Source organism: Xenorhabdus miraniensis, assembly GCF_002632615.1.
This window is the reverse complement of sequence record NZ_NITZ01000004.1, coordinates 211,302-235,764: the sequence shown is the minus strand read 5'-3', so window position 1 is coordinate 235,764 and position 24,463 is coordinate 211,302. Positions and strand designations below refer to the sequence as shown.

Genomic DNA, 24,463 nt, shown 5'->3' with positions numbered 1-24,463 from the left:
TAACGTCCGATAGGTAATGTCATATGCCTAAGCTATCATTTTTTAGGGATTTCTCACCAGTAACACTCATCACAGGGTTTGTTGCGGTATTAGTTGGCTATGCTAGTTCAGTTGCGATAATTCTCCAAGCCGTGACGGCAATCGGTGTCGAACCAGCACAAATAGGTGCTTGGCTAGTTATGCTCGGTATAGGAATGGGTGTCACGACAATTGGGTTGTCACTCTATTACCGCACTCCCATTTTAACGGCTTGGTCAACACCAGGAATTGCATTATTGGCGACAAATTTTCCAGATACCTCCGTTAATGAAGCCATCGGTATTTTTATCTTTGCTTCGGCATTAATGTTGATATGCGGTATCACCGGACTATTTGCTAAATTAATGAACTACATTCCACATACCATAGCGGCGGCAATGCTTGCCGGGATATTACTCCGCTTTGGTTTGGAGGCATTTGAAATGCTACAAGTCAACTTTTGGCTTTGTAGTGCCATGCTACTTGTTTACTTAATTTTCCGCCGCTATTTTCCGTTATACGCCATCATCTCGACGCTGGCGGTTGGCTTGATTATCTGTATTCTCAGCGGCGATTTAAATTTGGTGAGTGGAAACATCACATTTTCCATACCTGAATTTATTATGCCGCACTTTAGCGCAACCACACTCATTGGCGTAGGCATTCCATTTTTTATCGTCACGATGGCATCACAAAATGCACCGGGAATCGCCACCTTACAGGCGGCGGGATATCCTCCTCGTGCATCCAAATTACTTATTTGGACATCGTTGATGACAATAATTATGGCACCTTTTGGTGGATTCAGTATTTGTATTGCCGCTATTACGGCAGCCATTTGTATGGGAAAAGATGTCCATCCAGATCCAAGTAAACGATATGTTGCCGCAGTCAGTGCTGGTTTTTTCTATCTGCTGGCAGGCATTTTTGGCGGAGCCATTTTCTATTTGTTCGACGCTTTTCCAATTCCATTAATAAGAATTTTAGCTGGATTAGCTCTCCTTGGTACTTTCACAAATAGTTTGCATCAAGCAATCAAGGATCAATATACAAGAGATGCTGCCATTATCTGCTTTCTGATCACAGCATCAGGGGCAAATTTATTGGGTATCAGTTCCGCATTTTGGGGATTGATCGGTGGAATCATGGCTCACGCTATATTAAAAAACACCCTCTTCTATCGATGGAACAGGAAAATAAACAAAAGAGCCAGCAATAAATCATAATATGATTGAATCAGTTAATTATATTCGCGCTCAATAAAGAGCGCATAAATATTAGAACCCATTCTGTGATTTCATTATTTTCATTGCATCTTCCATGAACTTAGTATTCATGCTATTTATATTATTCTGCCATTGCATATTTCTAAGAGAAATTTCAGTGAGCTTAACCTCATTAGCAATGGCTTTGCATTCCTGAATATCTATTGAACCAACGCGATCGAAAACTTCATTCATAACCTTAAATAATTCTGTGCTATTAATATAATTTTCACCAAGGGTACGACACAATTCATTATTGGTGAGTGACGAAAGATTATCTGTCGGTATTCTGCCAGTAGAGCAACCTGCCATAACAAGTACTGACAATAATAGTAGTTTTCTTATCATTTAAAGATCAATCTATAAAAACGGAGCGGCAGTATACCTGTAAATGAAAGGAAAATACAGAGTGACTAAATTGCTCCGTCAATGACTGACATACATGAGGAGGCAAAAGCTAAATGAGGATATGGCCTGATGCTAATATAAAAGAGCCTGTATTGAATTCAGTGACCGCCTAGACGGTGTAGCGGTATAGTCATTACAAACACCTCACAAGCCTGCTAATATTTTATTAACGTGAAAATGAGGTATCAGTATGAAACTGAAATCATCCAGACGGTAATATTCCACTGAATTTAAACTTGAAGCTATTCAGCAAGTGGTTCTATCAGCAACGGATTGTTGATGTGGCTCGCTGGTTAGCCCGCCGTTTGATGCAGGAGTGTGGTTTACCGAGTCGCCAGCCGGGGGTAACTGCTATGATAACTCCCCCATGGAACGCGTGTTTCGCAGTCTAAAAAGTGAATGGGTTCCTCTTGATGGGTATACGGATCCCCATGATGTGACGAGAGACATCACACAATATCTGGGAACTTATTACAACTATCATCGTCCTCACCGCTTTAACGGAGGACTCTCTCCGGTTGAATATGAACGACGGTGGGAAAAGGCTAAAACAGTGTCCGATATTTCTTGCCCCCTACAACTGGCCAGAGGATTAGGAATTAACGTCCTGTACGTATATTCTCCCAGAGAATTACAGGAATGTATTGCCGAAATCCTGTATCAGGACAGCCCGTTTTTGATTGAGATTAAATGTGATAACCAGCACGCTACCCCAAACAAGGAATACAACAAACGCATAAAAGGTTTCCCGCTTTTATGATCTTATGAAGAGTATAAAGACATGAAATCAAAATTAATCATTATTAATTCGTGTGTTATCCTGGTGTTGGGATTATTTTCCATAGACCTCTATAATCCAGCGTTACCTGCAATAAAATCTGCACTGGCAATTACTAATAATCAGGCACAAAGCCTTGTCGTTTATTATCTATTTGGCTTTGCCGTGTCTCAGCTTTTTTATGGCCCACTTTCTGATAAACACGGACGTATACCTGTAATTTTGTTTTCCTTATTATTTTCCGCTGTTGGTAATTATCTGACCTCTATGGCCGAATCATTTCACACATTGTCGCTATTCCGGCTTCTGACCGGTATTGGTGCAGGTGGATGTCCCGTTATTAGCAGGGCTATACTCAGTGATACTTTCCGGGATAAAACGGAATTATCCAAGTCGCTGGCTATTTTTTCGATGGCATCACAGGTTTCACCTGCTTTTGCTCCTGTTATAGGTGGATATATCACACAATATCTGCCATGGAAATTTAATTTTATCGCCCTCGCCATAATGATGCTGGTAGGTGCTTTTTTTGTAAAAATGACGCTGCCGGAAACCTCCCCGATGAAATCAACAAGCAATGGAAAAATAACAGGTTTTCAAATTCTGTTATCTGACGTTAATTTTGTTATATACAGTGTTGTATCTGCTGTTTTATTTGCCATTACCATTGGCTATTTTACTGCCAGTCCTTTTATATTTCAGACACAGTTTAATTTATCTTCGTCACAGAATGGATATCTATTTATGGTTTATTCTGCTGGCATTGTTATAGGCTCATTGCTAACAAAAAAATGGTTGTCACACTCAGCCCCCGAAAAGATTCTTAGGGTTTCGCTTCCGTTATTATTGTTATTTACAGCAGCAGCCCTCATTTCAGTGCATTTTACACAGATATTATCCATTGCATTTATCATGATTTATAGTTTTACGGTGGGGCTGGGATGTGGGCTTTCTTCTCCGTTATTACTGGGGATCAGTTTACATCGGCATCCAGAACTATCCGGAACAGGCAGTGCTTTACAAGGGACACTCAAAATGGCCGGAGCAGCTATCGTATTATGGTTTTTCACCAGCGGGCATACAACAACTGCGACAGGTTTAATGTGGGGACTTTTCGTCCTTGCTCTGATTTGCCTTGTTTTAATCGCCTTTACCCAGTACAGGACGCCCAAAACAAAAAACCAACATTCATAGTACAGCCGAAATTGAAACGATTATCGTCAATTATACTAATGGTAATGGAAACAAGAACGTTGTTATTAACGCTCAAAGAGCTGAAAGTAGCGGTACGACAATTACCTAGGGAGTGTTGACGTTTTGTGAGGGGAATTTGAACAGCATGATGAGCTGGTATCATTGTCTTCGCGAAAAAACTGTTACCCCAGCCCATCATGCCAAGAACCATGTTATCAACATCTTTAGGGAAGTTGTCAGGCGGTCAAACGCATGACATCGTCCATGCTGAAAGTCTCGTCACACAATCTCCAGCCTCAGATTTTGTGATTGCAGATAAGGGTTACGATAGCGAAACATTCAGGGAAGTCGTCAAACAATAAGGCGCGACACCGATCATTCCCTACCGGAAAAACAGTCGAAAATTGGATAAGAAGATTGATAACTGTTTATACCGTTATCGTCATTTAGTGGAAAATGCGTTTGCCAGAATTAAACATTTTCGTGCAATAGCAACAAGATACGATAAATTAGAACGAAATTACGTCAGTATGTTAGCACTGGCGTTTATCATTGTCTGGCTGCCAATGTGGGTGGAATAAATGATGAACATAAAACGTCAACAACTCCTAGTCACTCAATTACATTAAGTAACCTTGTAAGCGCTAAAGGTATCATCGAAATGGTGACACCCAAGATGGAATATCCCACTTTGAGATGACGCAGATTTGCGTCATTATAAAAATCAGCAAGTTAATGTTACAGTTATTAGGTTGCAGTTCAGGTGAGGGCTTGTATAATCAACGAAATATCTTCTTATAGTTAAGAATATATGCTTTGGGGTTTGCGTGACAAAGCACATCGTATGCCTCATAAACTATTTCTTGATCTCGATAATTGTTGCGCACCATAGCAATACCTCGCTTATCTGAGGTCACTTTTTTCTTAAGGCGTACAAAAGCTTTATCTGTAAGACCAAGAAGCATAATTTTATCGGCTTCGAGATCATAAATATGATAAGTATTTACAACGCTTGCATAAGCAGTTGCAACCACTCTGGATGATGCACGACAGAATCTACCTATATTTACTTCTGTGAATTCTGCACCACCTTCTTCGATGACGGTTTTGGCTATATTATGGGCATCTTCCATTCTGATTTGGTGTAGTCTAGTCGCTCGATTCTTTACCTCTCTAGTGGCTTTGCTAGCGGCTTGTTCTATATTTATTTTATTTCTATAAAATTCATATGTACATTTAGACGCTTCACCAAAAGTGTCATCGTTCCAAAAGCAGTTTTTGACGAGTTCTTCTTTGAAGTCATCGGATTCTTTGGTTAAAGAAACTTCTTTTATGTATTGATTTCTAATGCTTTTAAAAGGCTCTGGGTTTCTTACGCCATTAGGTTTATGATTTATTTCTTCTGACACATGTATCAAAAAATTGAACTTCTGAGAAATGGTGGTGGCACTTCGTTTTTCTTCTTTAAGTTTCATTATATCGGCCACAATAGAACACCCAGACAGTAAAGCAGTCCCTGCTAACAAAATAATCAACTTTTTCATTTAATACCTCACATTAGCCCAATTTATAATAATCCAAGGATAACAAAAGGCAATATGAAACCTCAACAGGTTAAAAAGGTGGGACATATTTGGGACAGATATCGAAAGATAACCAAAATCAACAACAGGTAACTTTCGGTAAGGTGGGATCGGGCGGGCGGAGGTTTTGGTCTATGTGGATAATGTCCCGGTAACCAGACAAGGCTTTAGAATGGAACCCTCTGACAGAGGCCCGCAATGTATTTCTGGTACATTGTTTACACTACCGATAGTCATCCGCGCCAATACAACGCCCATCATTAAAGTTGTTCTCGAGACCGAGGGTCCCGGCAGTACTTACCCTACCGCCGGTATTGGTATGCTGTTTAAAGCCAGCAGTCAGTGGCCTAATATGTGATGGTTGGCGAATCACTAATCTAAAGGTGGAAAACCCGCCCTCCAGTGGCGGATTCCGAGGTTATCAACGAGTTATCCAACTAGGGTGATTTCCACCCTGATTGCCGCAGATTTGAGCCATTACAATATTGGATGGATATTAACCTGCAACTTTTAGCGGGTTTATAGGACGAAAATTTATCCAATTTAAAATCGGGAAATTCAGCTGAGCAGTCAAAAGATGGTTAGAATTTCAACCATCATGACAGCTTCAACTCAAGCCTTCCATGTCGTTTATAACTCATTGATTTATCCGAGGCTGTCACTTTGGCATAATCATTGCGGAAATCCCAATAGTTGATTTATGTGCTGGATAAACGCAATAAATTCACTGTATTTCAAGGTGTTAACTGTGCACACCTATTAATGTGTTACCACCTTAATAGGCTTTCAAATCCCATTTAACAATAGTTCTCGGCTCGCAGACGGCCTTTTTTGGAATTTCCCAAATAAGTCTCGTAGTTGTCATGTTCAGTAAAAAAGAGGAGCCTCCGAAACTGGTGACTCCTTAATTTCAAAGAGTCCTGCATCAAGAAGAAGACTGAGAGCTAAAAGTGATAAATCTCACCTTTACATAACCGATTGCTTTTACTTAATTACCGCTCAGGACGGGAATTCAATTAAATCAAAGAGTTAAAATAGGATAATTTCTTCTTTAGCTAACTGATTGATTTTACGCAATTCTGTCACTGTGCCAGAGATTAAGGGAATCAAGGGGTTATAAGACGGGAAACCCCGCTTTATCATAACAACCATCATCAACTATAGAGGAAATAGATTTTATTAGTGTCCAATCCGCTATTCTGTGTCATCTTAATCCAAGAATCCTCCCTAATATTGATGAATTGATTTTATTAATATTTGCTAATGGGATACGCCCCTACCTGCCACATAAACTCTGTTAAAGTCACTTTAATATAATGATTGGAGGTAATGCTATGTATGATTGGTCTGGAACTATTTCTGCTAACCTTGAACAAGGTCAACCTACAGGGCTTTTGCTTAAAGCAGGAGATGTGATATCTGTTGTCGCCAAAGGCTGGGTAAAATACGGCAACGGTGATACTAACTGGGCAGCACCTGAAGGTACCATGCCAGTTTACCAACCTGCAAAACCCAGCCTATCTTTAATTGCTAAAATTGCCAACAAAACCTACAAAATAGGAAATGGCGTACTACGCAGAAGAGTCCCTATAGATGGCGAGTTGATACTTTTATTTGATGACTCTCCGGGCACATACGGTGATAATTCAGGTGAATTTTCAGTTGATATCATAGTGGAGTCTTCCGCGACTTTAAGTTCCCTTGAAGAAATAAATAGATAGCGAAATTATTTAACCCGCAACTTCCTGCGGGTTAATTATTTCTCGGCTTTATTCCGTCTGTTCACCCAACCCACCATCACCCACCTCCCCCTGCCTCACATTCCACACCGAATCTGCCGGGCTGTTAGTTTCATATGTCTAGCATCCTCGCAACTGTGGGGGTACTTTTTTAGGGGTGCAAAAATACACCCCCATACATACCCCCTGATTGGGGTATATTGCAATAGATATCAGTAGACAATAATAGAGCGTAATTTTGGGTTTTTCTTTTATTTTACAGGGATTGGTAGACTTTTATTGACTGTGGAAGATGTTTATTTGGAGCGAGTGAAGGGAATCGAACCCTCGTATAGAGCTTGGGAAGCTCTCGTTCTACCATTGAACTACACTCGCATCAATGAAGTAGCGTTGACAAATATATACCTGTTACCTGCTCTCAGCAAGTGATTATCGATAATATTTATCTATATTTCAGCCGGTTGCTTCATCCTTTCTTATATGTATAAAAAACACCCTGTCAGTTAATCTGGCAGGGTGTTTGGCGGATTTTAATCAAAAAATGATTATTTATTCGGACGCATTGCCGGGAACAGGATGACATCACGGATAGTATGGCTGTTAGTGAACAACATCACCATACGGTCGATACCGATCCCCAAACCCGCTGTTGGTGGCAAGCCATGTTCCAGTGCAGTGATGTAGTCTTCATCATAGAACATCGCTTCGTCATCACCTTCGTCTTTCTGGCGAACTTGCTCTGCGAAACGCTCTGCCTGATCTTCCGCGTCATTCAGCTCCGAGAAGCCGTTACCGATTTCACGACCACCGATGAAGAACTCAAAACGGTCAGTAATGAATGGGTTTTCATCGTTACGACGTGCCAACGGAGAAACTTCTGCCGGATATTCTGTAATGAAAGTCGGCTGAATCAAGTGACTTTCTGCGGTTTCTTCAAAGATTTCACACTGAACACGACCCAAGCCCCAACCTTTTTCAATGTCAATGCCCAAGGATTTCGCGATAGCAACGGCTTTATCCATATCATCCAAGTCCGCCATATTGGTTTCTGGACGATATTTGCAGATCGCTTCTTTCATGGTCATTTTGACGAAAGGTTTGCCGAAATCGAACTCTTGTTCACCATATTGCACCAGCGTTGTACCCAACACTTCTTGAGTCAGAGTACGGAACAGTTCTTCGGTCAGTACAATCAGATCTTGGTAATCCGCGTAAGCCATGTAGAGTTCCATCATGGTGAACTCAGGGTTGTGACGCGGAGAAACGCCTTCGTTACGGAAGTTACGGTTGATTTCGAAAACGCGTTCAAAACCACCGACAACCAGACGCTTCAGATACAATTCTGGCGCAATACGCAGGTACATGTCGATATCCAGCGCATTGTGGTGCGTAATGAATGGACGCGCACTTGCCCCCCCCGGAATCGCCTGCATCATTGGCGTTTCAACTTCCATGAAGTCTTTCTGGGTCATGAAGTTACGTAATGCAGACATCACGCGAGAACGAATCTGGAATGCCTTACGTGATTCATCGTTCGAGATCAGATCCAAATAACGCTGGCGATAACGGGTTTCCTGATCCGCCAAACCGTGGAATTTATCCGGCAGTGGACGTAATGCTTTAGTCAGCAGACGCAGTTCGGTACAGTGAATGGAAAGTTCACCCGTTTGAGTTTTGAACAACTTACCGCGTGCACCTAAAATGTCACCTAAATCCCATTTTTTGAACTGAGTATTGTAAATACCTTCCGGCAAGTCATCACGGGAAACGTAGATCTGAATGCGGCCGCCCTTGTCCTGCAAGGTTGCAAAAGATGCCTTACCCATGATACGACGAGTCATCATGCGACCAGCAACGGTCACTTCGATATCCAGCTCTTCCAACTCTTCCTTCGTCTTATCATCGTATTTTGCGTGCAGATCTTCGGAAATGTTTTCGCGACGAAAATCATTTGGGAAAGCAATGCCGTTGCTGCGCAGTACAGCCAGTTTCTCACGGCGTGTTTTCAGTTCATTATTTAAGTCAGGAGCGTGTTCAGCTCCCTGCTGTTGTTGTGACATTTTAGTTCCTCATAGGCCAGCTTTTAAGCTTGCTTCAATGAATTTGTCCAAATCTCCATCCAGCACAGATTGCGTATTACGGGTTTCTACACCGGTGCGCAAGTCTTTAATGCGGGAATCATCCAAAACGTAAGAGCGGATCTGACTGCCCCAACCAATATCCGATTTGTTTTCTTCCATTGCTTGTTTATCAGCATTCTTCTTCAGCATTTCCAGTTCGTACAGTTTCGCTTTCAACTGTTTCATCGCCTGGTCTTTGTTTTTATGCTGAGAACGATCTGTCTGACATTGAGTGACGGTGCCAGTCGGTACGTGGGTGATACGTACAGCCGATTCAGTTTTGTTGACGTGCTGACCACCAGCACCAGAGGCGCGGTATACATCAATACGTAAATCAGCCGGATTGATTTCAATATCAATATCATCATCTACTTCTGGGTAGATGAAGGCAGAACTGAATGATGTGTGACGGCGGCCACCTGAGTCAAACGGGCTCTTACGTACCAAGCGATGAACGCCTGTTTCTGTACGCAGCCAGCCGTAAGCATATTCACCCATGATCTTGATAGTGGCGGATTTCAAACCTGCAACGTCACCATCAGATTCTTCAATGATTTCTGTCTTAAAGCCCTTGGATTCAGCCCAACGCAGGTACATACGCATCAACATGCTGGCCCAATCCTGCGCTTCTGTACCGCCAGAACCTGCCTGAAGATCCAGATAACAGTTTGCGTTGTCATATTCGCCGGAGAACATACGACGGAATTCAAGCTGGCCCAGTTTTTCTTCTAACTGTTCCAATTCAGCGACTGCTTCATTGAAGGTCTCTTCGTCATCAGCCTCAACGGCCAATTCCAGCAGACCGTTTACATCTTCCAATCCCTGATCAAGTTGATCGATGGTTTCTACGATGCTTTCCAGTGATGAACGCTCTTTACCCAACGCCTGTGCCCGTTCCGGTTCATTCCAGACATCAGGCTGTTCCAGTTCAGCATTAACTTCTTCTAAGCGTTCTTTCTTGGCATCATAGTCAAAGATACCCCCTCAGAACTGCTGTCCGCTCAGACAGGTCCTGAATGTGGTTTTTTACCGGATTAATTTCAAACATATTTCGTGTCTTATACGTTGTGTATTATGAATAAATGATGGTCGCATGGATATTTTCGAACCGCGTATTCTAACGGATCTATCACTGGGTTTATAGCATTTCCAGAGATTTACCACATCATCAGATTCAAGCAGTTCAGTAAGGCCAAATATGTTGGATCAAAAGCTGTACATCCCGATTACCACGAAATTCGTTAATATCCAATTTATAAGCCAGTTCTGCCGTTTTGACGCTGTTATCCGGCCAGCGATTAACATCGATATTAAATGCGATGCCATCCAGCATTGGTCCACCATTTAATGGTTCAAGCATCACTTTCAGATGGTTTTCACCAACAATTCGCTGTTGTAGCAACTTGAATTTGCCGTCAAATACTGGCTCTGCAAATGCCTGTCCCCACGGGCCACCATCACGCAGGATTTCTGCAACCTCCAGCGTCAACTCATCCAATGCCAGTTCCCCATCACTCCAGACCACACCTTCAAGTTGGGCGATATCCAGCCAATCTGCCACTAATGCAGAAAAATGGCGCTGAAATAGGTCAAATTTGTCTTGTTCAATCGACAATCCCGCTGCCATCGCATGACCACCAAATTTCAACATCAATCCCGGATGCAGGGTATCAAGGCGTTCAAGCGCATCACGCATATGTAAGCCATGTACAGAGCGGCCTGATCCTTTTAGCGTACCATCACCAGCAGGGGCAAAAGCGATAACCGGACGGTGAAAACGTTCTTTAATACGCGAGGCCAAAATACCCACTACGCCCTGATGCCATTCAGGATGGTAAATCGCCAGACCATAGGGTAATTGGGTATGGGTACGTTCGATTTTATCGCAAATCTGCAAGGCTTCTTGCTGCATGCCTTGTTCAATTTCCCGACGAGTCTGGTTCAAGCCATCCAACTCACAAGCAATCTGGCGCGCTTGCATCATGTCATCTGTCAGCAGTAACGCCACCCCAACAGACATATCATCCAGACGTCCGGCAGCATTTAATCGTGGCCCTAATGCAAAACCCAAATCACTGGCAGCCAGTTTTGTGGATTCTCGTTTGGAAACTTCAAGCAGTGCCCGTATTCCCGCACAGCATCGCCCTGCCCGAATGCGATTTAGTCCTTGATATACTAAAATACGATTATTGGTATCAAGGGGAACCACATCTGCTACTGTGCCTAATGCCACTAAATCCAGTAATTCCGCCAGATTAGGTAATGGTATGCCTTGCTGCTCAAACCATGACAATTGGCGTAATTCCGCCCTGAGTGCGGACATCAGATAAAATGCAACGCCAACACCCGCCAGTGCTTTGGAAGGAAAGGCACAATCAGCCAAATTGGGATTGATAATGGCATCTGCGGCGGGCAATATTTCACCCGGCAAATGGTGATCGGTGACAATAACTTTAATACCGTGTTGATGTGCCACAGCGACACCATCATGGGATGAGATCCCATTATCCACTGTGATAATCAGCTCTGCGCCTTTTTTGACGACTTCATCAACAACCTGAACGCTCAGGCCATAACCATCTTCAAAACGGTTGGGGACAAGATAATCAAGACTACGATATCCCATTGCACGCAACGCACGAATGCACAATGCGGTGCTGGTTGCCCCATCTGCATCGAAATCTCCGACGATCACAATACGCCAATGTTCACGCAATGCGGTGATAAGCAAAGCAACTGCCTGTTCAATGCCGTTAAGGGATTGGTAATTAAGCAATCCCTTTGCTCCGCGCTCCAGTTCATCCGCCTGACGTATACCACGCATGGCATATAAGCGGCGCAATAACGGATGAATATTGTTGGGAAGATGGCTGAAATCCGCCTCCGGTCGGCGGCGGAGTTGTGTTTCTTGAGACATTATCAGTTATTCACCACGCTGATCCAACATAGCTAATAAATCTTTCGGCGACAAATAACCCCCAATCACACTACCATCTTCAAGGATAATCGCTGGTGTACCCTGAACGCCAAATTGCAAGCCTAGCTGATATTGTTTTGCGACATCAGTTTTGCATTCTTTAATTGGAGAAACCTTATCACCTTTGAAAACCGCATTGAGAGATTTGTTCGGTGTCGCGCTGCACCAAATAGACTGCATCTCTTTGGCTGATTCATGTTGCAGGCCATGACGAGGAAATGCCAGATAACGAACAGTAATCCCCAGATCGTTATACTCCTGCATGCTTTCATGCAGCTTACGACAATAACCACAAGTGATGTCAGTAAAGACAGTAACAACGTGTTTTTCTTTCGGTGCTTTGTAAATAATCATTTGATTTTTCAAAGCATCCAGTTTTTTAACCAAAACTTGATTACTGACATTCTTGGGTGTTTTGCCACTAATTTCATACAGTGGTCCCTGTAACAAATATTTACCATCATTAGACATATAAATAATGCCGTGATCAGTTAAAACTGCACTCACGCCAGAAAGCTGTGATGGGGTAATCTTTTCTGCCTTGATTCCCATTTTAGACAGTGACTTATTGATAGGACTTTCATCAGCGAACGCATTGCTGGCAAAAGCAGTCAGTATTAAAGAAAGGCAAAACGCAATTTTCTTCATTGTTTGTTCCTTATTGGCATCTTTCTCCGCAGTTATCCGCGAGGATGATGTTGTTGATGTAGCACCTTAAGGCGTTCGGTTGCTACATGAGTGTAAATCTGAGTTGTAGAGAGATCACTATGGCCCAGTAACATCTGCACAACGCGTAAGTCAGCGCCATGATTAAGTAAGTGTGTTGCAAAAGCATGGCGCAAAACATGGGGTGACAAGCGTTCGGCATCAATTTCGGCCAATACGGCATAGTGTTTGATCCGATGCCAAAAAGTTTGGCGTGTCATCTTCGTTCCCCGCTTACTGGGGAAAAATACATCAGATACCGCACCATTCAATAACCAAGGACGCCCATGCTCAAGATAATTTTCCAGCCAGTAAACTGCTTCTTCCCCTAAAGGGACTAATCTTTCCTTATTTCCCTTACCGATTATCCTGACCACACCTTGACGTAAACTCACATCCGATAGCGTCAGACCAACCAATTCCGAGACTCGTAATCCACACGCATAAAGCACTTCAAGCATAGCTTTATCCCGCAGTTCAATCGGCTGGTCAGTCACGGGCGCGTTGAGCAAATTCTCAACTTGTTTTTCGCTTAAATCTTTGGGCAGACGTTTAGGCAATTTAGGCGCAGATAATAACGCAGTTGGATCATCTTCCCGCATTCTTTCACGATAAAGATACTGAAACAACCGTCGCATTGCACTTAGCAAGCGGGCTGAACTACTCGCTTTATAACCGCCATCTACCCGTTCAGCCAAAAATGATTGTAGCTCTATAGACTGTACAGAAAGTAAATTATGGTCATAATGCACCAGCCAATTGTTCAGAGCTTGTAAATCAAGCCGATAAGAAACCAGCGTATTCTCAGCCAAATCTTTTTCCAACCAGATGGTATCGAGAAATTGTTCTATCAGGGGATTAGCCGCTGGATGCGGTTCCGTTGGATGTTGTTTCTGAGAATTGTTTTCTGATGAACTTTTTTCTGATAAATGGCTTTCTGATAGGTTGTGTTTTCTTGGCACAAGCCCTCCTTTCTATATGCGCCTTCCAATCGGCTATTATGCCTGAAAAAGCGATTATTCTGTTACAATGCCACCCCTGATATTCGACATTTCCTGATAAATAATGATGAAAATTGGTCTCTTTTACGGCTCCAGTACATGCTATACAGAAATGGTAGCAGAAAAAATACGCGATATACTCGGTGAAGATCTCATTGATCTGCATAATGTCAAGGATTGCGATCCGCAATTGATGGAAGAGTATTCTGTCTTGATCCTCGGTATCCCAACCTGGGATTTCGGAGAACTGCAAGAAGATTGGCTGGCTATTTGGGACCAGCTTCCGTCATTGAATCTGGCAGGAAAAATCGTTGCCATGTATGGCATGGGAGATCAGATCGATTACGGTGAATGGTTTTTGGATGCGTTAGGCATGCTGTATCATTACCTGCGACCAACAGGTGTACAGTTTATTGGTTTCTGGCCAACAGAAGGTTATGAGTTTACCAGTCCAAAACCGCTATCTGACGATGGTAAGCAGTTTGTCGGGCTAGCTCTGGATGATGTAAACCAGTTCGAACAAACCGATGAACGTTTAAGTGAATGGTGTATGCAGATATTGGCTGAAATGGAAGCACTATTCTAACGATCCCAACGATCTTTTTAGCTATTTTTTAACAGAATATTGGCGCATAAGCTGGTTTAGATGGCGCCATGCTTCTGGTGACAGACTATCTGATGCCACCCACAATCTGACCGGTGGTTGATGGCGTACATTTTCTGCCTGCACAAAAGCATGGAGTATAACGACCATTCCATAGCGGCTAAACCACGGTGGTTGAGCGATACTCCACGCTGCTTTTTGCCAGTGCACTTTATTGCCCTTAAACAGCATCAGTCGCCCCTGACACTGGCGAATATTTTTCTGGCTCCATATCCAACTAATCATGATAATCGCAAGCAATGGGAGCCAGAAAAAAATACCGTTTGCCGGCCACGGCGCCAATAAGGCCGCCACAGCGATGCCGCCATGTGCACCGATAGAAAACAGGTAAGTCTGGCGGGAGAGGCTTACTTTATTGTTCCACAGGACCACGGGCTTGGTTTCTGCTCTGGATCAATTGCACCATATGGAAAAGCTCGTCATCTTCAGGACGCCCATGCTTCATAAGCCAGTTGAAAAGATCAGGGTCCGGACACTCCAGCAAGCGAACGAAAATCCGTTTGTCGTCATCATTCAATGAATCATATTCATACTCAAAAAACGGCATGATAGAAATATCCAATTCACGCATTCCACGACGACATGCCCAGTGAATACGCGCTTTATTACCAATATCCATGTTTAAAAAGCCTCTTTATCATTTTTTATCAAGCGGGATTATCAACGATTCTAACCTGTTTTTCATCATCTGCTACGGCTGAATGTCTGGATATATCGACAACTTGAGAAGCGTATCGCAACAACCCAACAACGAATGTTTGAAAGGTAAATAACGGGAATAACCCCTTTGCATGAAGCCACTTCTCTTTTACCATTAGTGTTATTTCTCAGATAGCTTACTGGCAGGAGTTGTTATGGCTTACCAAATTCCGTTTTCTGCACAATCTCCCCTCCCTTCGGCAACACTCCCACTGACTTTAATTTCCCTTGATGATTGGGGAATGGTGACAGCCATTGGCACTGACGCGGAGAAATATCTGCAAGGCCAAGTGACAGCAGATATGGCTTCCTTGGATAAAAACCAACATGTGTTAACTGCACATTGTGATGCCAAAGGAAAAATGTGGAGTAATCTACGTCTGTTTCGACGTGGCGAAGGTTTTGCCTATATTGAACGTCGTTCAGTATTGGACACGCAATTAACTGAATTGAAAAAGTATGCTGTGTTTTCCAAAGTGACTTTTGCCAAAGATGACGAAAGTGTCCTGCTAGGTGTTGCGGGAACAGGAAGCCGAGAAGCACTGGCAACTTTCTTCCCTGTTCTGCCCGATGCTGAATCTCCTGTTATCCAACATGAAGCAACAACACTTCTCCATCTATCACTTCCTACTGAACGTTTTCTTTTAGTTACAGACAGTACAACGGCTGCCCAATTAACCGAAACATTTGCCGAGAAGTTGCAATCACAATTGAATGACAGCCAACAATGGCTGGCGCTGGAAATTGAAGCGGGATTTCCTGTGATTGATGCAGCCAACAGCGCACAGCTTATTCCACAAGCGACAAATCTTCAGGCAATCAAAAATAGTATCAACTTTAAAAAAGGTTGTTATACCGGTCAGGAGATGGTGGCACGTGCCAAGTACCGCGGTGCAAATAAGCGAGCTATGTACTGGTTGGCGGGTAGTGCTTCTTCTTTGCCTGCCGCTGGCGATGATTTGGAATGGCAATTGGGTGATAAATGGCGCCGGACAGGTTCAGTGCTGGCTGCGGTTAAATTGACTGACGATTTAGTCTGGGTGCAAGTTGTCATGAACAACGATATGGAAACAGAGAGTGTTTTCCGTGTCCGTGAAGATGAAGGTCATGTCCTTACCATCCAAGCATTACCTTACTCATTAGACGAAGAAAAATAATTATTGAGGTTTCTATATGTCATTAGCTGTACCCCCTGTTAATTTCGGCCCTTTTACTGATGTTATCGCGTTTATCATGGAACTGGATAAATTGAAGTATGTCCATCGCAAAACGAAATTACTGAACAATACCCGACACGAAAACTCCGCTGAACATAGCTGGCACTTCGCTATTGCCGTTCTCGGCTTTGCTCCTTATGCCGGCGATGTGGATATCAGTCGCGTCGTGCAAATGGCTCTCATTCATGACATTGTTGAAATCGATGCCGGTGATGTGATTGCATTCGATCTGGCTGCCCGTGAAGCCATTCAAGAACAGGAAGTTAAAGCAGCTAACCGTATTTTCGGTTTACTGCCGGAAGCGCAGGGAGAATATTTTCTGGAACTGTGGCACGAGTACGAAGATGCCCTCACCCCTGAAGCGCGTTTTGCCAAAACACTCGACAGAGTCATGCCGGTATTTATGAACCTGCATAATCAAGGCCAGAGCTGGATCGAAAATGACATTCGTTTTGAACAGGTTTACAACCTGCTCCATTTTGTTTCCGAAAGTTATCCTGAACTGTGGCAATACCTTCTACCGCAATTAGAAGCAGCGAAGGAAAAAGGCTGGCTGAAATAATTTCCATAATTACTATGATACAAGTGCAACATCGATATTAATTGGTGTATCTCTATCATTTGTTTTTTCGACTGATGATAACGAGAGTACAATTACCAGAACTTAACCTACTGTATTGCGCTCTCTGTTTCCCCCGTCTTACCAGACGGGGGTTGACAATAAATCAATCTAAACCGTCATTAACGATAATCGTCAATCGGTGCACAAGAGCAATGTAAATTGCGGTCACCGTAAACATCGTCCAGACGTTTAACCGTTGGCCAATATTTGTTAGCCTTTGTTTCCGCCGTTGGGAAAACGGCAACTTCACGGCTGTATGCGTGATTCCATTCAGAAACAAGTTCAGTCTGAATGTGTGGCGCGTTAACCAGTGGGTTATCTTCCAAAGTCCATTCCCCTTTTGCCACTTTGCGGATTTCTTCACGGATTGCCAGCATTGCGTCAATAAAGCGATCAATCTCAACTTTGCTTTCTGATTCCGTTGGCTCAACCATCAAAGTACCCGCAACAGGGAATGACATGGTTGGTGCATGGAAACCATAGTCAATCAGACGCTTAGCGATATCCATTTCGCTGATACCAAACTCTTCTTTCAATGGGCGAATGTCCAGAATACATTCATGGGCAACATAACCATCACGTCCGGTATAAAGGATTTCATAAGCCCCTTTCAGGCGAGCAGCGATGTAGTTTGCATTCAGGATAGCAACCTGGCTGGCTTGCTTCAGTCCTTTGGCACCCATCATGCGAATATACATCCAGCTAATCGGCAAAATGGAAGCACTTCCAAATGGCGCTGCGGATACCGCCCCCAGTGTCGTAACGCCATCCATTTCCACCACTGAGTGACCGGGCACAAATGGCGCAAGGTGTTTTTTCACACCAATCGGCCCCATACCCGGGCCGCCACCGCCATGTGGAATGCAGAAGGTTTTATGCAGATTCAGGTGTGAAACATCTGCGCCGATGAAACCCGGTGTCGTGATCCCCACTTGGGCATTCATGTTCGCGCCATCAAGGTAAACCTGACCACCATTTTGATGGATAATGTCGCAAACCTCACGGATGGTTTCTTCATACACACCGTGAGTCGATGGGTAAGTCACCATGATGCAAGCCAGATCGTCACGATGCTTTTCTGCTTTTTCACGCAAATCGGTCAGATCAATGTTGCCTTCTTTGTCACAGTTCACAACCACAACTGTCATGCCTGCCATATGTGCCGAGGCAGGGTTTGTACCATGCGCTGAACTTGGTATTAAGCAAATATGACGATGCTGCTCACCACGGCTGGCGTAATAGCGACGAATCGCCAATAGACCAGCATATTCCCCTTGCGCCCCCGAATTTGGCTGCATACAAAATGCGTCATATCCAGTCAATAACACCAACCAATGGGAAAGCTGGCCGATTAACTGATGATAACCTTGTGCCTGCTCTGTCGGGCAGAAAGGATGTATGTCGGTAAATTCAGGCCATGTTATCGGTGTGATTTCTGCGACCGCATTCAGTTTCATGGTGCACGATCCCAACGGGATCATTGCCTGATTCAACGCCAAATCTTTACGCTCCAGACTGTGCATATAACGCATCATGTCAGTTTCACTGTGATAACGGCGGAAGTTATCGTGCGTCAGAATCTCATCATGACGCAACATGCTGGCAGGGATAGATTGGTTGTCATTCGCTATTGTGCTATCGAGCGTTTCGATATCCAATACAGCATCAGATCCCGTCAGAACCTGAAATAAGGTTATCAGGTCATCGCGGCTGGTTTTTTCACTCAATGACACACCAACAGCACCAAAAATATCGGTACGCAGGTTAATCTGCGATTTCTCCGCTCTTGCCAAGACCTGAGCTTTATCCGCCACTTCAACCGTCAACGTATCAAACCATGTTTTATGGCGCAGTGAGATACCCGCTTGTTGCAAACCGGCAGCCAAAATATCAGTCAGCCGATGAATACGGCTAGCGATGCGCTTTAAGCCTTCCTCGCCGTGGTAAACCGCATACATGCCCGCAATATTTGCCAGCAAGACTTGGGAGGTACAGATATTAGAATTCGCTTTTTCACGGCGAATATGTTGCTCACGTGTTTGCATTGCCATACGCAATGCCCTGTTACCCGCTGCATCACGGGAAACACCAATAATACGCCCAGGCATGGAACGTTTAAATTCATCACGGCAGGCAAAGAAGGCGGCGTGAGGGCCACCGTATCCCATCGGCACACCAAAGCGCTGCGCAGAACCAAATACAATGTCAGCCCCTTGTTTACCCGGTGCCGTCAGCATGACTAGTGCCATGAAGTCTGCCGCGACGCTGACAATGATTTTACGTTCTTTCAGTTTCACGATGAGATCACTGTAATCGTGAACTTCGCCCGTTGTGCCAATTTGTTGCAACAGGACACCAAAGACACCTTCTAGCTCCAGTGCTTTTTCTGCTTTATCAACAATGACTTCAAATCCAAATGTTTCAGCACGGGTACGCACAACATCTAATGTCTGTGGATGAATGTCATCGGCCACAAAAAAACGCTCAGCATTCTTTAACTTGCTGATCCGTTTTGCCATTGCCATGGCTTCTGCCGCTGCGGTTGCTTCATCCAGCAGAGAAGCAGACGCAAGATCCAAACCCGTCAGGTCAATCGTAACTTGCTGGAAATTGAGCAGAGCTTCCAGCCGCCCTTGAGAAACTTCCGGTTGGTAAGGAGTATAGGCAGTATACCAGCCTGGATTTTCCAACAAATTACGCAAGATAACAGGCGGAAGTATCGATGGTGCGTATCCCATGCCAATATAAGATTGATAGCGCTGGTTCTGGCCCGCCATTGCCTTTAATTCAGCCAGTGCCTGTTGTTCTGTTGCACTTTCACCGATTGCTGGCGGTTCTGACAATGCGATATTGCGGGGAACGATTTTATTTGTCAGATCGTCAAGAGAATTTGCACCAACCATCGCCAACATTTCTGTTTGCTGTTCAGCAGAAGAACCAATGTGGCGACGAATGAATTCACCTTGATTTTCAAGTTGGATTAATGTCTGAGTCATTGATGATAATTTCCTGAAACTAGCTAAAAACGGCACACATAAAAAAAGCCCCATTCACAACGTGATATGGGGCGGTCAATACAATTACTCGTCTTCTTCTAAAAGTGACTGATAGCCTTCAGCATCAAGCAGGTTAGTCAGTTCACTCTCATCAGTAATTTTGATACGGAACAACCAACCTTCGTTATACGGCTCACTATTCACTAATTCGGGTGTGCCTTCCAACTCAGGGTTAACAGCAATGACTTTACCACTCAATGGCGCGTAGATATCAGAAGCAGCTTTAACTGATTCTACAACTGCGCAATCATCACCACTGTTTACCTCTGTGCCGACGTCAGGCAAGTCAACGAATACCATATCACCCAATAATTGTTGAGCATGTTCGGTAATACCTATTGTGTATTCACCATTTCCTTCCGAACGAACCCATTCGTGTGATTCTGTATATTTCAATTCTACTGGTACATGACTCATCGTTGCCATCTCCTTGTTTCTTATTGATTAATAAAAACATTAAAACAATCAAAATATTACAACCAAAAATCAGTCTACGAGTGGTTTACCCATCCGCACAAAACCCGGTTTCACAACCTGAACAGGCATTTCACGATTACGGATCTGAACAATCGCTTGTTCACCAATACCGCGTGGTACACGTGCAAGGGCGATACTAAATCCCAGAGTTGGAGAGAATGTCCCGCTGGTAATCACACCAGAACGAATTCCGTCTGAATTATCGGTGAAACTGACGGTTAAGCCACCGCGCAGCACTCCTTTTTCACGCATGATTAAACCTACCAATTGCTCTGTACCTGCTTCACGCTGCCTTTCCAGCGCTTCACGGCCAATGAATTGGCGATCTTCCGGTTTCCAAGCAATTGTCCAGCCCATGTTGGCGGCCAGTGGTGAAATGGTTTCATCCATCTCCTGACCATAAAGATTCATGCCCGCTTCGAGACGTAATGTGTCACGTGCTCCCAAGCCGGCAGGTTTTACACCTACGGTTAATAACTGCTGCCAGAAATCTGCTGCGTGTTCTTTTGGTAACGCAATTTCATAACCCGCTTCACCGGTGTAACCCGTCGTCGCAATGAAAAGATCGCCGGACTGGACGCCAAAAAAAGGCTTCATACCGATTACAGCCTGCTTTTGTTCATCGCTTAATAGTGATTGAACTTTAGCCTGTGCATTTGGCCCCTGAACAGCGATCAGAGCCAAATCATCACGCACTGTAATCTCGACGTCATATTTCTCCGCATGTTGGTTAATCCATGCTAAATCTTTCTCACGCGTTGCTGAATTAACAACCATACGGTAGAAGTTATCAGTGAAGAAGTAGACAATCAGGTCATCAATCACGCCACCAGAAGCATTCAGCATTCCGGTATAAAGCGCTTTGCCCTGCTCGGTCAGTTTGGCGATGTCATTTGCCAGAAGGTAACGGAGAAAGTCACGGCAACCTAGGCCGTGCAGATCCACAATAGTCATGTGGGAAACGTCGAACATACCAGCATCAGTACGCACGATATGATGCTCGTCGATTTGTGAACCATAATGCAGAGGCATCATCCAGCCATGAAAATCTACCATGCGTGCCCCGCATGCCAGATGTTGATCATATAGTGGGGTGTGTTTTGACATTATTTCCCTCTTTCCATTCTTGACATGAAAACATTCGTGACCTGAAAAAACATACGGCGCATTAACCGGCAGATGTTGGATCATGAAGCAAAGAAGCGGTTAATCACGCAAACGATACCTTAGGATCAGAAGTTATCACTGAAACTGGAAATGAACCATAAAATAAATTAGCAGCATTGGTGTGATAACCTGAAAAAACGCTTACTATCATGCAGAATTTTTGTCTAATTTATTGCGCCAAAGCGCTCAATATTTGCAATAAATAGCAGGAATCAATCTTTTTCGATTAGAAAATGACTAAAGTGTGAAGCAAATCAACTGAACACACCTTAGTCTAATATAAAAAAAACTAATCCTAAACGGAGGGATAAATTAGAATTTTTCAACCGAAGTGGTTGGGGAAGTTAGCCAATCAGGGAGATCATTGAGACCCATTGCCTGGCGAAGCAATTGCGGTTTTATTCCCGGTAAGTGATCAGCCAATGCTAATCCAACCCCTCGCAATAACTTTTTAGCCGGATTATTACCATCAAATAACTGACGGAATCCCTGCATGCCTGCCAACATAACCGCAGCACTGTGTTTACGACGACGTTCATAACGTCCTAAATAAAGATACTGACCAATGTCTTTTCCCTCGCAATTCAGCCGGTTCAATTCACTAATCAGCTCTGCCACATCCATAAAACCCAGATTGACACCCTGACCAGCCAAAGGATGAATGGTATGTGCCGCATCCCCCAATAGTGCCAAGCGGTGCGCGGCAAAGTTGCGGGCATAACGCCCCATCAATGGAATAGCTCGTCGATCACTGATTAATTCACATAGGCCCAGCCGCATGTCAAATGTCACACCCAACTGCCGATTGAACAATTCAGGTTCCATGGTTTTGCGTTGTTGTGCCGATTCAGCCGGCAGTGACCAAACAATTGAACATAAATGAGGATCAGACAACGGCAAAAAAGCTAATATTCCATCACCATGAAAAACCTGACGTGCAACGCCCTGATGAGGTTCTTCAGTGCGAATAGTTGCTACCAACGCATGATGCTCATAATCCCAGAAAGTCAGTGGAATATCGGCATGTTGACGTAACCAAGAGTGTGCACCGTCTGCACCAACCACTAAACGCGAAGTTAGCATGCTCCCATCAGATAAAGTGATGAAGGCTTCATTTTCTCCCCAGGCAACGTTCTGGAGGGTGGATGGGGTAAGAATCGTCACATCTGACAAATTTTCCGCACGTTGCCAAAGCGCTTGCCGGATTACATGATTCTCAATGATATGCCCAAGATGTGCCAGGCCATTTTCGGCCGCATTAAACTGAATGCGGCCGAAACTATCCTGATCCCAAACTTCCATGCCCTGATAAGGACTCGCTCTCATCGCAAGAATATTCTGCCAAACACCAAGATGAGTCAGTAAACGTTCACTTGCTGCATTGATGGCCGATACACGCAACGCATGTTCCTCATTGGCATCAAATTGCTTTGTCGGTGGATGTTCTTCTACAATCGCGATGCGCAAACCGCTACCTTGCAAACCACAGGCCAGCGCAAGGCCAACCATACCGCCCCCTGCGATCACCACATCAAATGATTGCATGTTTTTCTTTCCTCTTAATCTGCCTAAGCTGACCGGGTAACCCAACCCAATGTCTGGCGGGCAAATAGATCCCGTATCGGTGGTAATGTTTCCATCGTCATCAGACCCAGATTTCGCCCGATTCTTAACGGCAAGTAGTCATTGGCGAATAATCTGACCAATCCATCCGTGATACCAATTGTCGTTTCACGATCTGCCTCACGCTGTTGCTGATATTGAGCCAGTATTTTATAGGCTCCAATATCTTGCCCTACAATAGCCGCTTCTGAAATGCTCTGCGCCAATGCCATAACATCACGCATACCTAAGTTAAAACCTTGCCCGGCAATCGGGTGCAAAGTTTGGGAGGCATTGCCTACCAGTGCCAGACGATGGCTAATTTGCTGATTTGCTGTCGATAAAGCCAATGGATAACTGTACCGCTGACCGGTTTCCAATATTTTCCCTAAACGCCAGCCAAATGCTTGTTGCAGATGTTGGATGAACTCGGCCTGACTCCAACCATTGATTTCTGACTGTTTGTCCAGTGGGTGACACCACACCAAAGAGCTGCGCCCTTCAGACATAGGCAAGAGCGCCAACGGGCCATGTTCAGTAAAGCGTTCAAACGCTCTTCCTTGGGGGTGCTCAGAAGTCAGGACATTGGCGATAATCGCTACCTGATCGTAAGATTGTCGCTGGTATGGAATATTGCACGCCTGAGCTATCGCAGAATGGCTACCGTCGGCAGCCACCAGCAATTCCCCTGTCAGTTTTTCACCATTATTCAGCGTAACAGTGACAGAATTTTCCAGACGCTCGACGGAATTCACTGTAGCCGGACAGTAAAGTTTGATATTCGGTGATTGTTTCAGTAAATCAAACAGATGGATACCGGCATCATGCAACTCAATCACATTACCCAATGCCGGAATATCATGATCATCAGCGCGTATATTGACGAAACCATTATGGCCACGGTCGCTAACATGAACGTGAGTGATTGGTGTCACACAATGTTTCAGTGCAGACCAAATATCGATCTGATCCAAGCGCTGACATGTACCATAAGCCAAGGCAATGGCTCTCGCATCAAAACCCGGATGTTCCTGAGTGGGTTCTGCGGCTTCAATTAAGGAGACCTGCAACCGCCCCCGGCTCAGCGAAGAAATAGCCAGTGCCAGTGTCGCTCCCGCCATTCCTCCACCCACGATAATCACGTTCATTATCACTTCCTGATTATTTTAAC

At 44.2% G+C, this 24,463-nt stretch carries 22 protein-coding genes, 1 tRNA gene and 1 pseudogene; 9 read left to right on the top strand and 15 right to left on the bottom strand.

Annotated features, from left to right (window positions below):
* Positions 1-23: 23 nt before the first annotated feature.
* Positions 24-1,244, top strand: a complete 1,221-nt coding sequence (locus tag Xmir_RS06150; RefSeq protein WP_099113515.1) for a benzoate/H(+) symporter BenE family transporter — start codon at positions 24-26, stop codon at positions 1,242-1,244.
* A 51-nt stretch (positions 1,245-1,295) separates the two neighbouring features.
* Here Xmir_RS06150 and Xmir_RS06145 read toward each other — a convergent pair whose 3' ends face one another.
* The gene (locus tag Xmir_RS06145; RefSeq protein ID WP_099113514.1) at positions 1,296-1,631 is read right to left on the bottom strand and encodes a hypothetical protein; all 336 of its coding nucleotides are present in this window, start codon (positions 1,629-1,631) and stop codon (positions 1,296-1,298) included.
* Between the two features lie 376 nt (positions 1,632-2,007).
* On the opposite strand from Xmir_RS06145, the gene Xmir_RS06140 reads away from it, so the two are divergent.
* The 3 genes and pseudogenes from Xmir_RS06140 to Xmir_RS06130 all read left to right on the top strand — a co-directional run.
* Positions 2,008-2,451, top strand: a complete 444-nt coding sequence (locus tag Xmir_RS06140; protein ID WP_279627203.1) for an integrase core domain-containing protein — start codon at positions 2,008-2,010, stop codon at positions 2,449-2,451.
* Positions 2,452-2,472: 21 nt separating this feature from the next.
* A complete protein-coding gene (locus Xmir_RS06135; protein ID WP_099113512.1) occupies positions 2,473-3,663 on the top strand; it encodes a multidrug effflux MFS transporter in 1,191 nt (396 codons plus the stop codon).
* 230 nt (positions 3,664-3,893) lie between these two features.
* Positions 3,894-4,244 (top strand): annotated as a pseudogene (locus Xmir_RS06130) (transposase); the annotation flags it as partial.
* A 198-nt stretch (positions 4,245-4,442) separates the two neighbouring features.
* Here the strand turns inward: Xmir_RS06130 and Xmir_RS06125 are convergent.
* The gene (locus Xmir_RS06125) at positions 4,443-5,207 is read right to left on the bottom strand and encodes a hypothetical protein (protein WP_099113511.1); all 765 of its coding nucleotides are present in this window, start codon (positions 5,205-5,207) and stop codon (positions 4,443-4,445) included.
* A gap of 175 nt (positions 5,208-5,382) precedes the next feature.
* On the opposite strand from Xmir_RS06125, the gene Xmir_RS06120 reads away from it, so the two are divergent.
* Together Xmir_RS06120 and Xmir_RS06115 are read left to right on the top strand one after the other, a co-directional pair.
* Positions 5,383-5,604 carry a hypothetical protein gene (locus Xmir_RS06120; protein WP_244170868.1) on the top strand — a complete coding sequence of 74 codons (222 nt, stop codon included), beginning with the start codon at positions 5,383-5,385 and terminating at the stop codon, positions 5,602-5,604.
* Between the two features lie 976 nt (positions 5,605-6,580).
* The gene (locus Xmir_RS06115) at positions 6,581-6,967 is read left to right on the top strand and encodes a LecA/PA-IL family lectin (RefSeq protein ID WP_099113510.1); all 387 of its coding nucleotides are present in this window, start codon (positions 6,581-6,583) and stop codon (positions 6,965-6,967) included.
* 319 nt (positions 6,968-7,286) lie between these two features.
* On the opposite strand, the gene Xmir_RS06110 is transcribed toward Xmir_RS06115, so the two are convergent.
* From Xmir_RS06110 to xerD, 6 genes are all read right to left on the bottom strand, one after another.
* Positions 7,287-7,360: transfer RNA gene (locus Xmir_RS06110), tRNA-Gly, on the bottom strand.
* A 170-nt stretch (positions 7,361-7,530) separates the two neighbouring features.
* On the bottom strand, positions 7,531-9,045 hold the full coding sequence (gene lysS, locus Xmir_RS06105) for a lysine--tRNA ligase (protein ID WP_099113509.1): 1,515 nt from the start codon (positions 9,043-9,045) through the stop codon (positions 7,531-7,533).
* 9 nt (positions 9,046-9,054) lie between these two features.
* Positions 9,055-10,153, bottom strand: a protein-coding gene (gene prfB / locus Xmir_RS06100; RefSeq protein ID WP_099113508.1) for a peptide chain release factor 2 whose coding sequence is annotated in 2 segments (ribosomal slippage) — positions 9,055-10,077 and positions 10,079-10,153 — 1,098 coding nt in all. Because the reading frame shifts where the segments join, the coding sequence is not laid out codon by codon here.
* Between the two features lie 135 nt (positions 10,154-10,288).
* On the bottom strand, positions 10,289-12,022 hold the full coding sequence (gene recJ, locus Xmir_RS06095; protein ID WP_099113507.1) for a single-stranded-DNA-specific exonuclease RecJ: 1,734 nt from the start codon (positions 12,020-12,022) through the stop codon (positions 10,289-10,291).
* Between the two features lie 6 nt (positions 12,023-12,028).
* Positions 12,029-12,730: a bifunctional protein-disulfide isomerase/oxidoreductase DsbC gene (gene dsbC / locus Xmir_RS06090; protein WP_099113506.1), complete on the bottom strand. Its 702-nt coding sequence runs from the start codon at positions 12,728-12,730 to the stop codon at positions 12,029-12,031.
* Between the two features lie 32 nt (positions 12,731-12,762).
* Positions 12,763-13,641 carry a site-specific tyrosine recombinase XerD gene (gene xerD, locus Xmir_RS06085; protein WP_244170872.1) on the bottom strand — a complete coding sequence of 293 codons (879 nt, stop codon included), beginning with the start codon at positions 13,639-13,641 and terminating at the stop codon, positions 12,763-12,765.
* 214 nt (positions 13,642-13,855) lie between these two features.
* Here xerD and fldB point away from each other — a divergent pair, with 214 nt between their 5' ends.
* Positions 13,856-14,374, top strand: coding sequence for a flavodoxin FldB (gene fldB, locus Xmir_RS06080; protein WP_099113504.1), 519 nt, complete (start codon positions 13,856-13,858; stop codon positions 14,372-14,374).
* A gap of 21 nt (positions 14,375-14,395) precedes the next feature.
* On the opposite strand, the gene Xmir_RS06075 is transcribed toward fldB, so the two are convergent.
* Together Xmir_RS06075 and sdhE are read right to left on the bottom strand one after the other, a co-directional pair.
* The gene (locus Xmir_RS06075; protein ID WP_099113503.1) at positions 14,396-14,824 is read right to left on the bottom strand and encodes a protein YgfX; all 429 of its coding nucleotides are present in this window, start codon (positions 14,822-14,824) and stop codon (positions 14,396-14,398) included.
* The gene (gene sdhE / locus Xmir_RS06070; RefSeq protein WP_099113502.1) at positions 14,805-15,071 is read right to left on the bottom strand and encodes an FAD assembly factor SdhE; all 267 of its coding nucleotides are present in this window, start codon (positions 15,069-15,071) and stop codon (positions 14,805-14,807) included. Before sdhE ends, Xmir_RS06075 begins: the two co-directional genes overlap by 20 nt.
* A gap of 235 nt (positions 15,072-15,306) precedes the next feature.
* Here sdhE and ygfZ point away from each other — a divergent pair, with 235 nt between their 5' ends.
* Positions 15,307-16,308, top strand: a complete 1,002-nt coding sequence (gene ygfZ / locus Xmir_RS06065) for a tRNA-modifying protein YgfZ (protein WP_099113501.1) — start codon at positions 15,307-15,309, stop codon at positions 16,306-16,308.
* A 16-nt stretch (positions 16,309-16,324) separates the two neighbouring features.
* The gene (locus Xmir_RS06060) at positions 16,325-16,930 is read left to right on the top strand and encodes an HD domain-containing protein (protein ID WP_099113500.1); all 606 of its coding nucleotides are present in this window, start codon (positions 16,325-16,327) and stop codon (positions 16,928-16,930) included.
* Positions 16,931-17,109: 179 nt separating this feature from the next.
* On the opposite strand, the gene gcvP is transcribed toward Xmir_RS06060, so the two are convergent.
* From gcvP to ubiH, 5 genes are all read right to left on the bottom strand, one after another.
* Complete coding sequence (gene gcvP / locus Xmir_RS06055) at positions 17,110-19,986, bottom strand: aminomethyl-transferring glycine dehydrogenase (protein ID WP_099113499.1); 2,877 nt, start codon at positions 19,984-19,986, stop codon at positions 17,110-17,112.
* 84 nt (positions 19,987-20,070) lie between these two features.
* Positions 20,071-20,463 carry a glycine cleavage system protein GcvH gene (gene gcvH, locus Xmir_RS06050; protein ID WP_099113498.1) on the bottom strand — a complete coding sequence of 131 codons (393 nt, stop codon included), beginning with the start codon at positions 20,461-20,463 and terminating at the stop codon, positions 20,071-20,073.
* Positions 20,464-20,532: 69 nt separating this feature from the next.
* Entirely contained in the window at positions 20,533-21,630 is a 1,098-nt protein-coding gene (gene gcvT / locus Xmir_RS06045) for a glycine cleavage system aminomethyltransferase GcvT (RefSeq protein WP_099113497.1), read from the bottom strand.
* Between the two features lie 372 nt (positions 21,631-22,002).
* Positions 22,003-23,235, bottom strand: a complete 1,233-nt coding sequence (gene ubiI / locus Xmir_RS06040) for an FAD-dependent 2-octaprenylphenol hydroxylase (protein WP_099113496.1) — start codon at positions 23,233-23,235, stop codon at positions 22,003-22,005.
* Positions 23,236-23,258: 23 nt separating this feature from the next.
* Positions 23,259-24,440 (bottom strand): 2-octaprenyl-6-methoxyphenyl hydroxylase, encoded by a 1,182-nt coding sequence (gene ubiH / locus Xmir_RS06035; protein ID WP_099113495.1) that lies wholly within the window; start codon positions 24,438-24,440, stop codon positions 23,259-23,261.
* Positions 24,441-24,463: the final 23 nt, after the last annotated feature.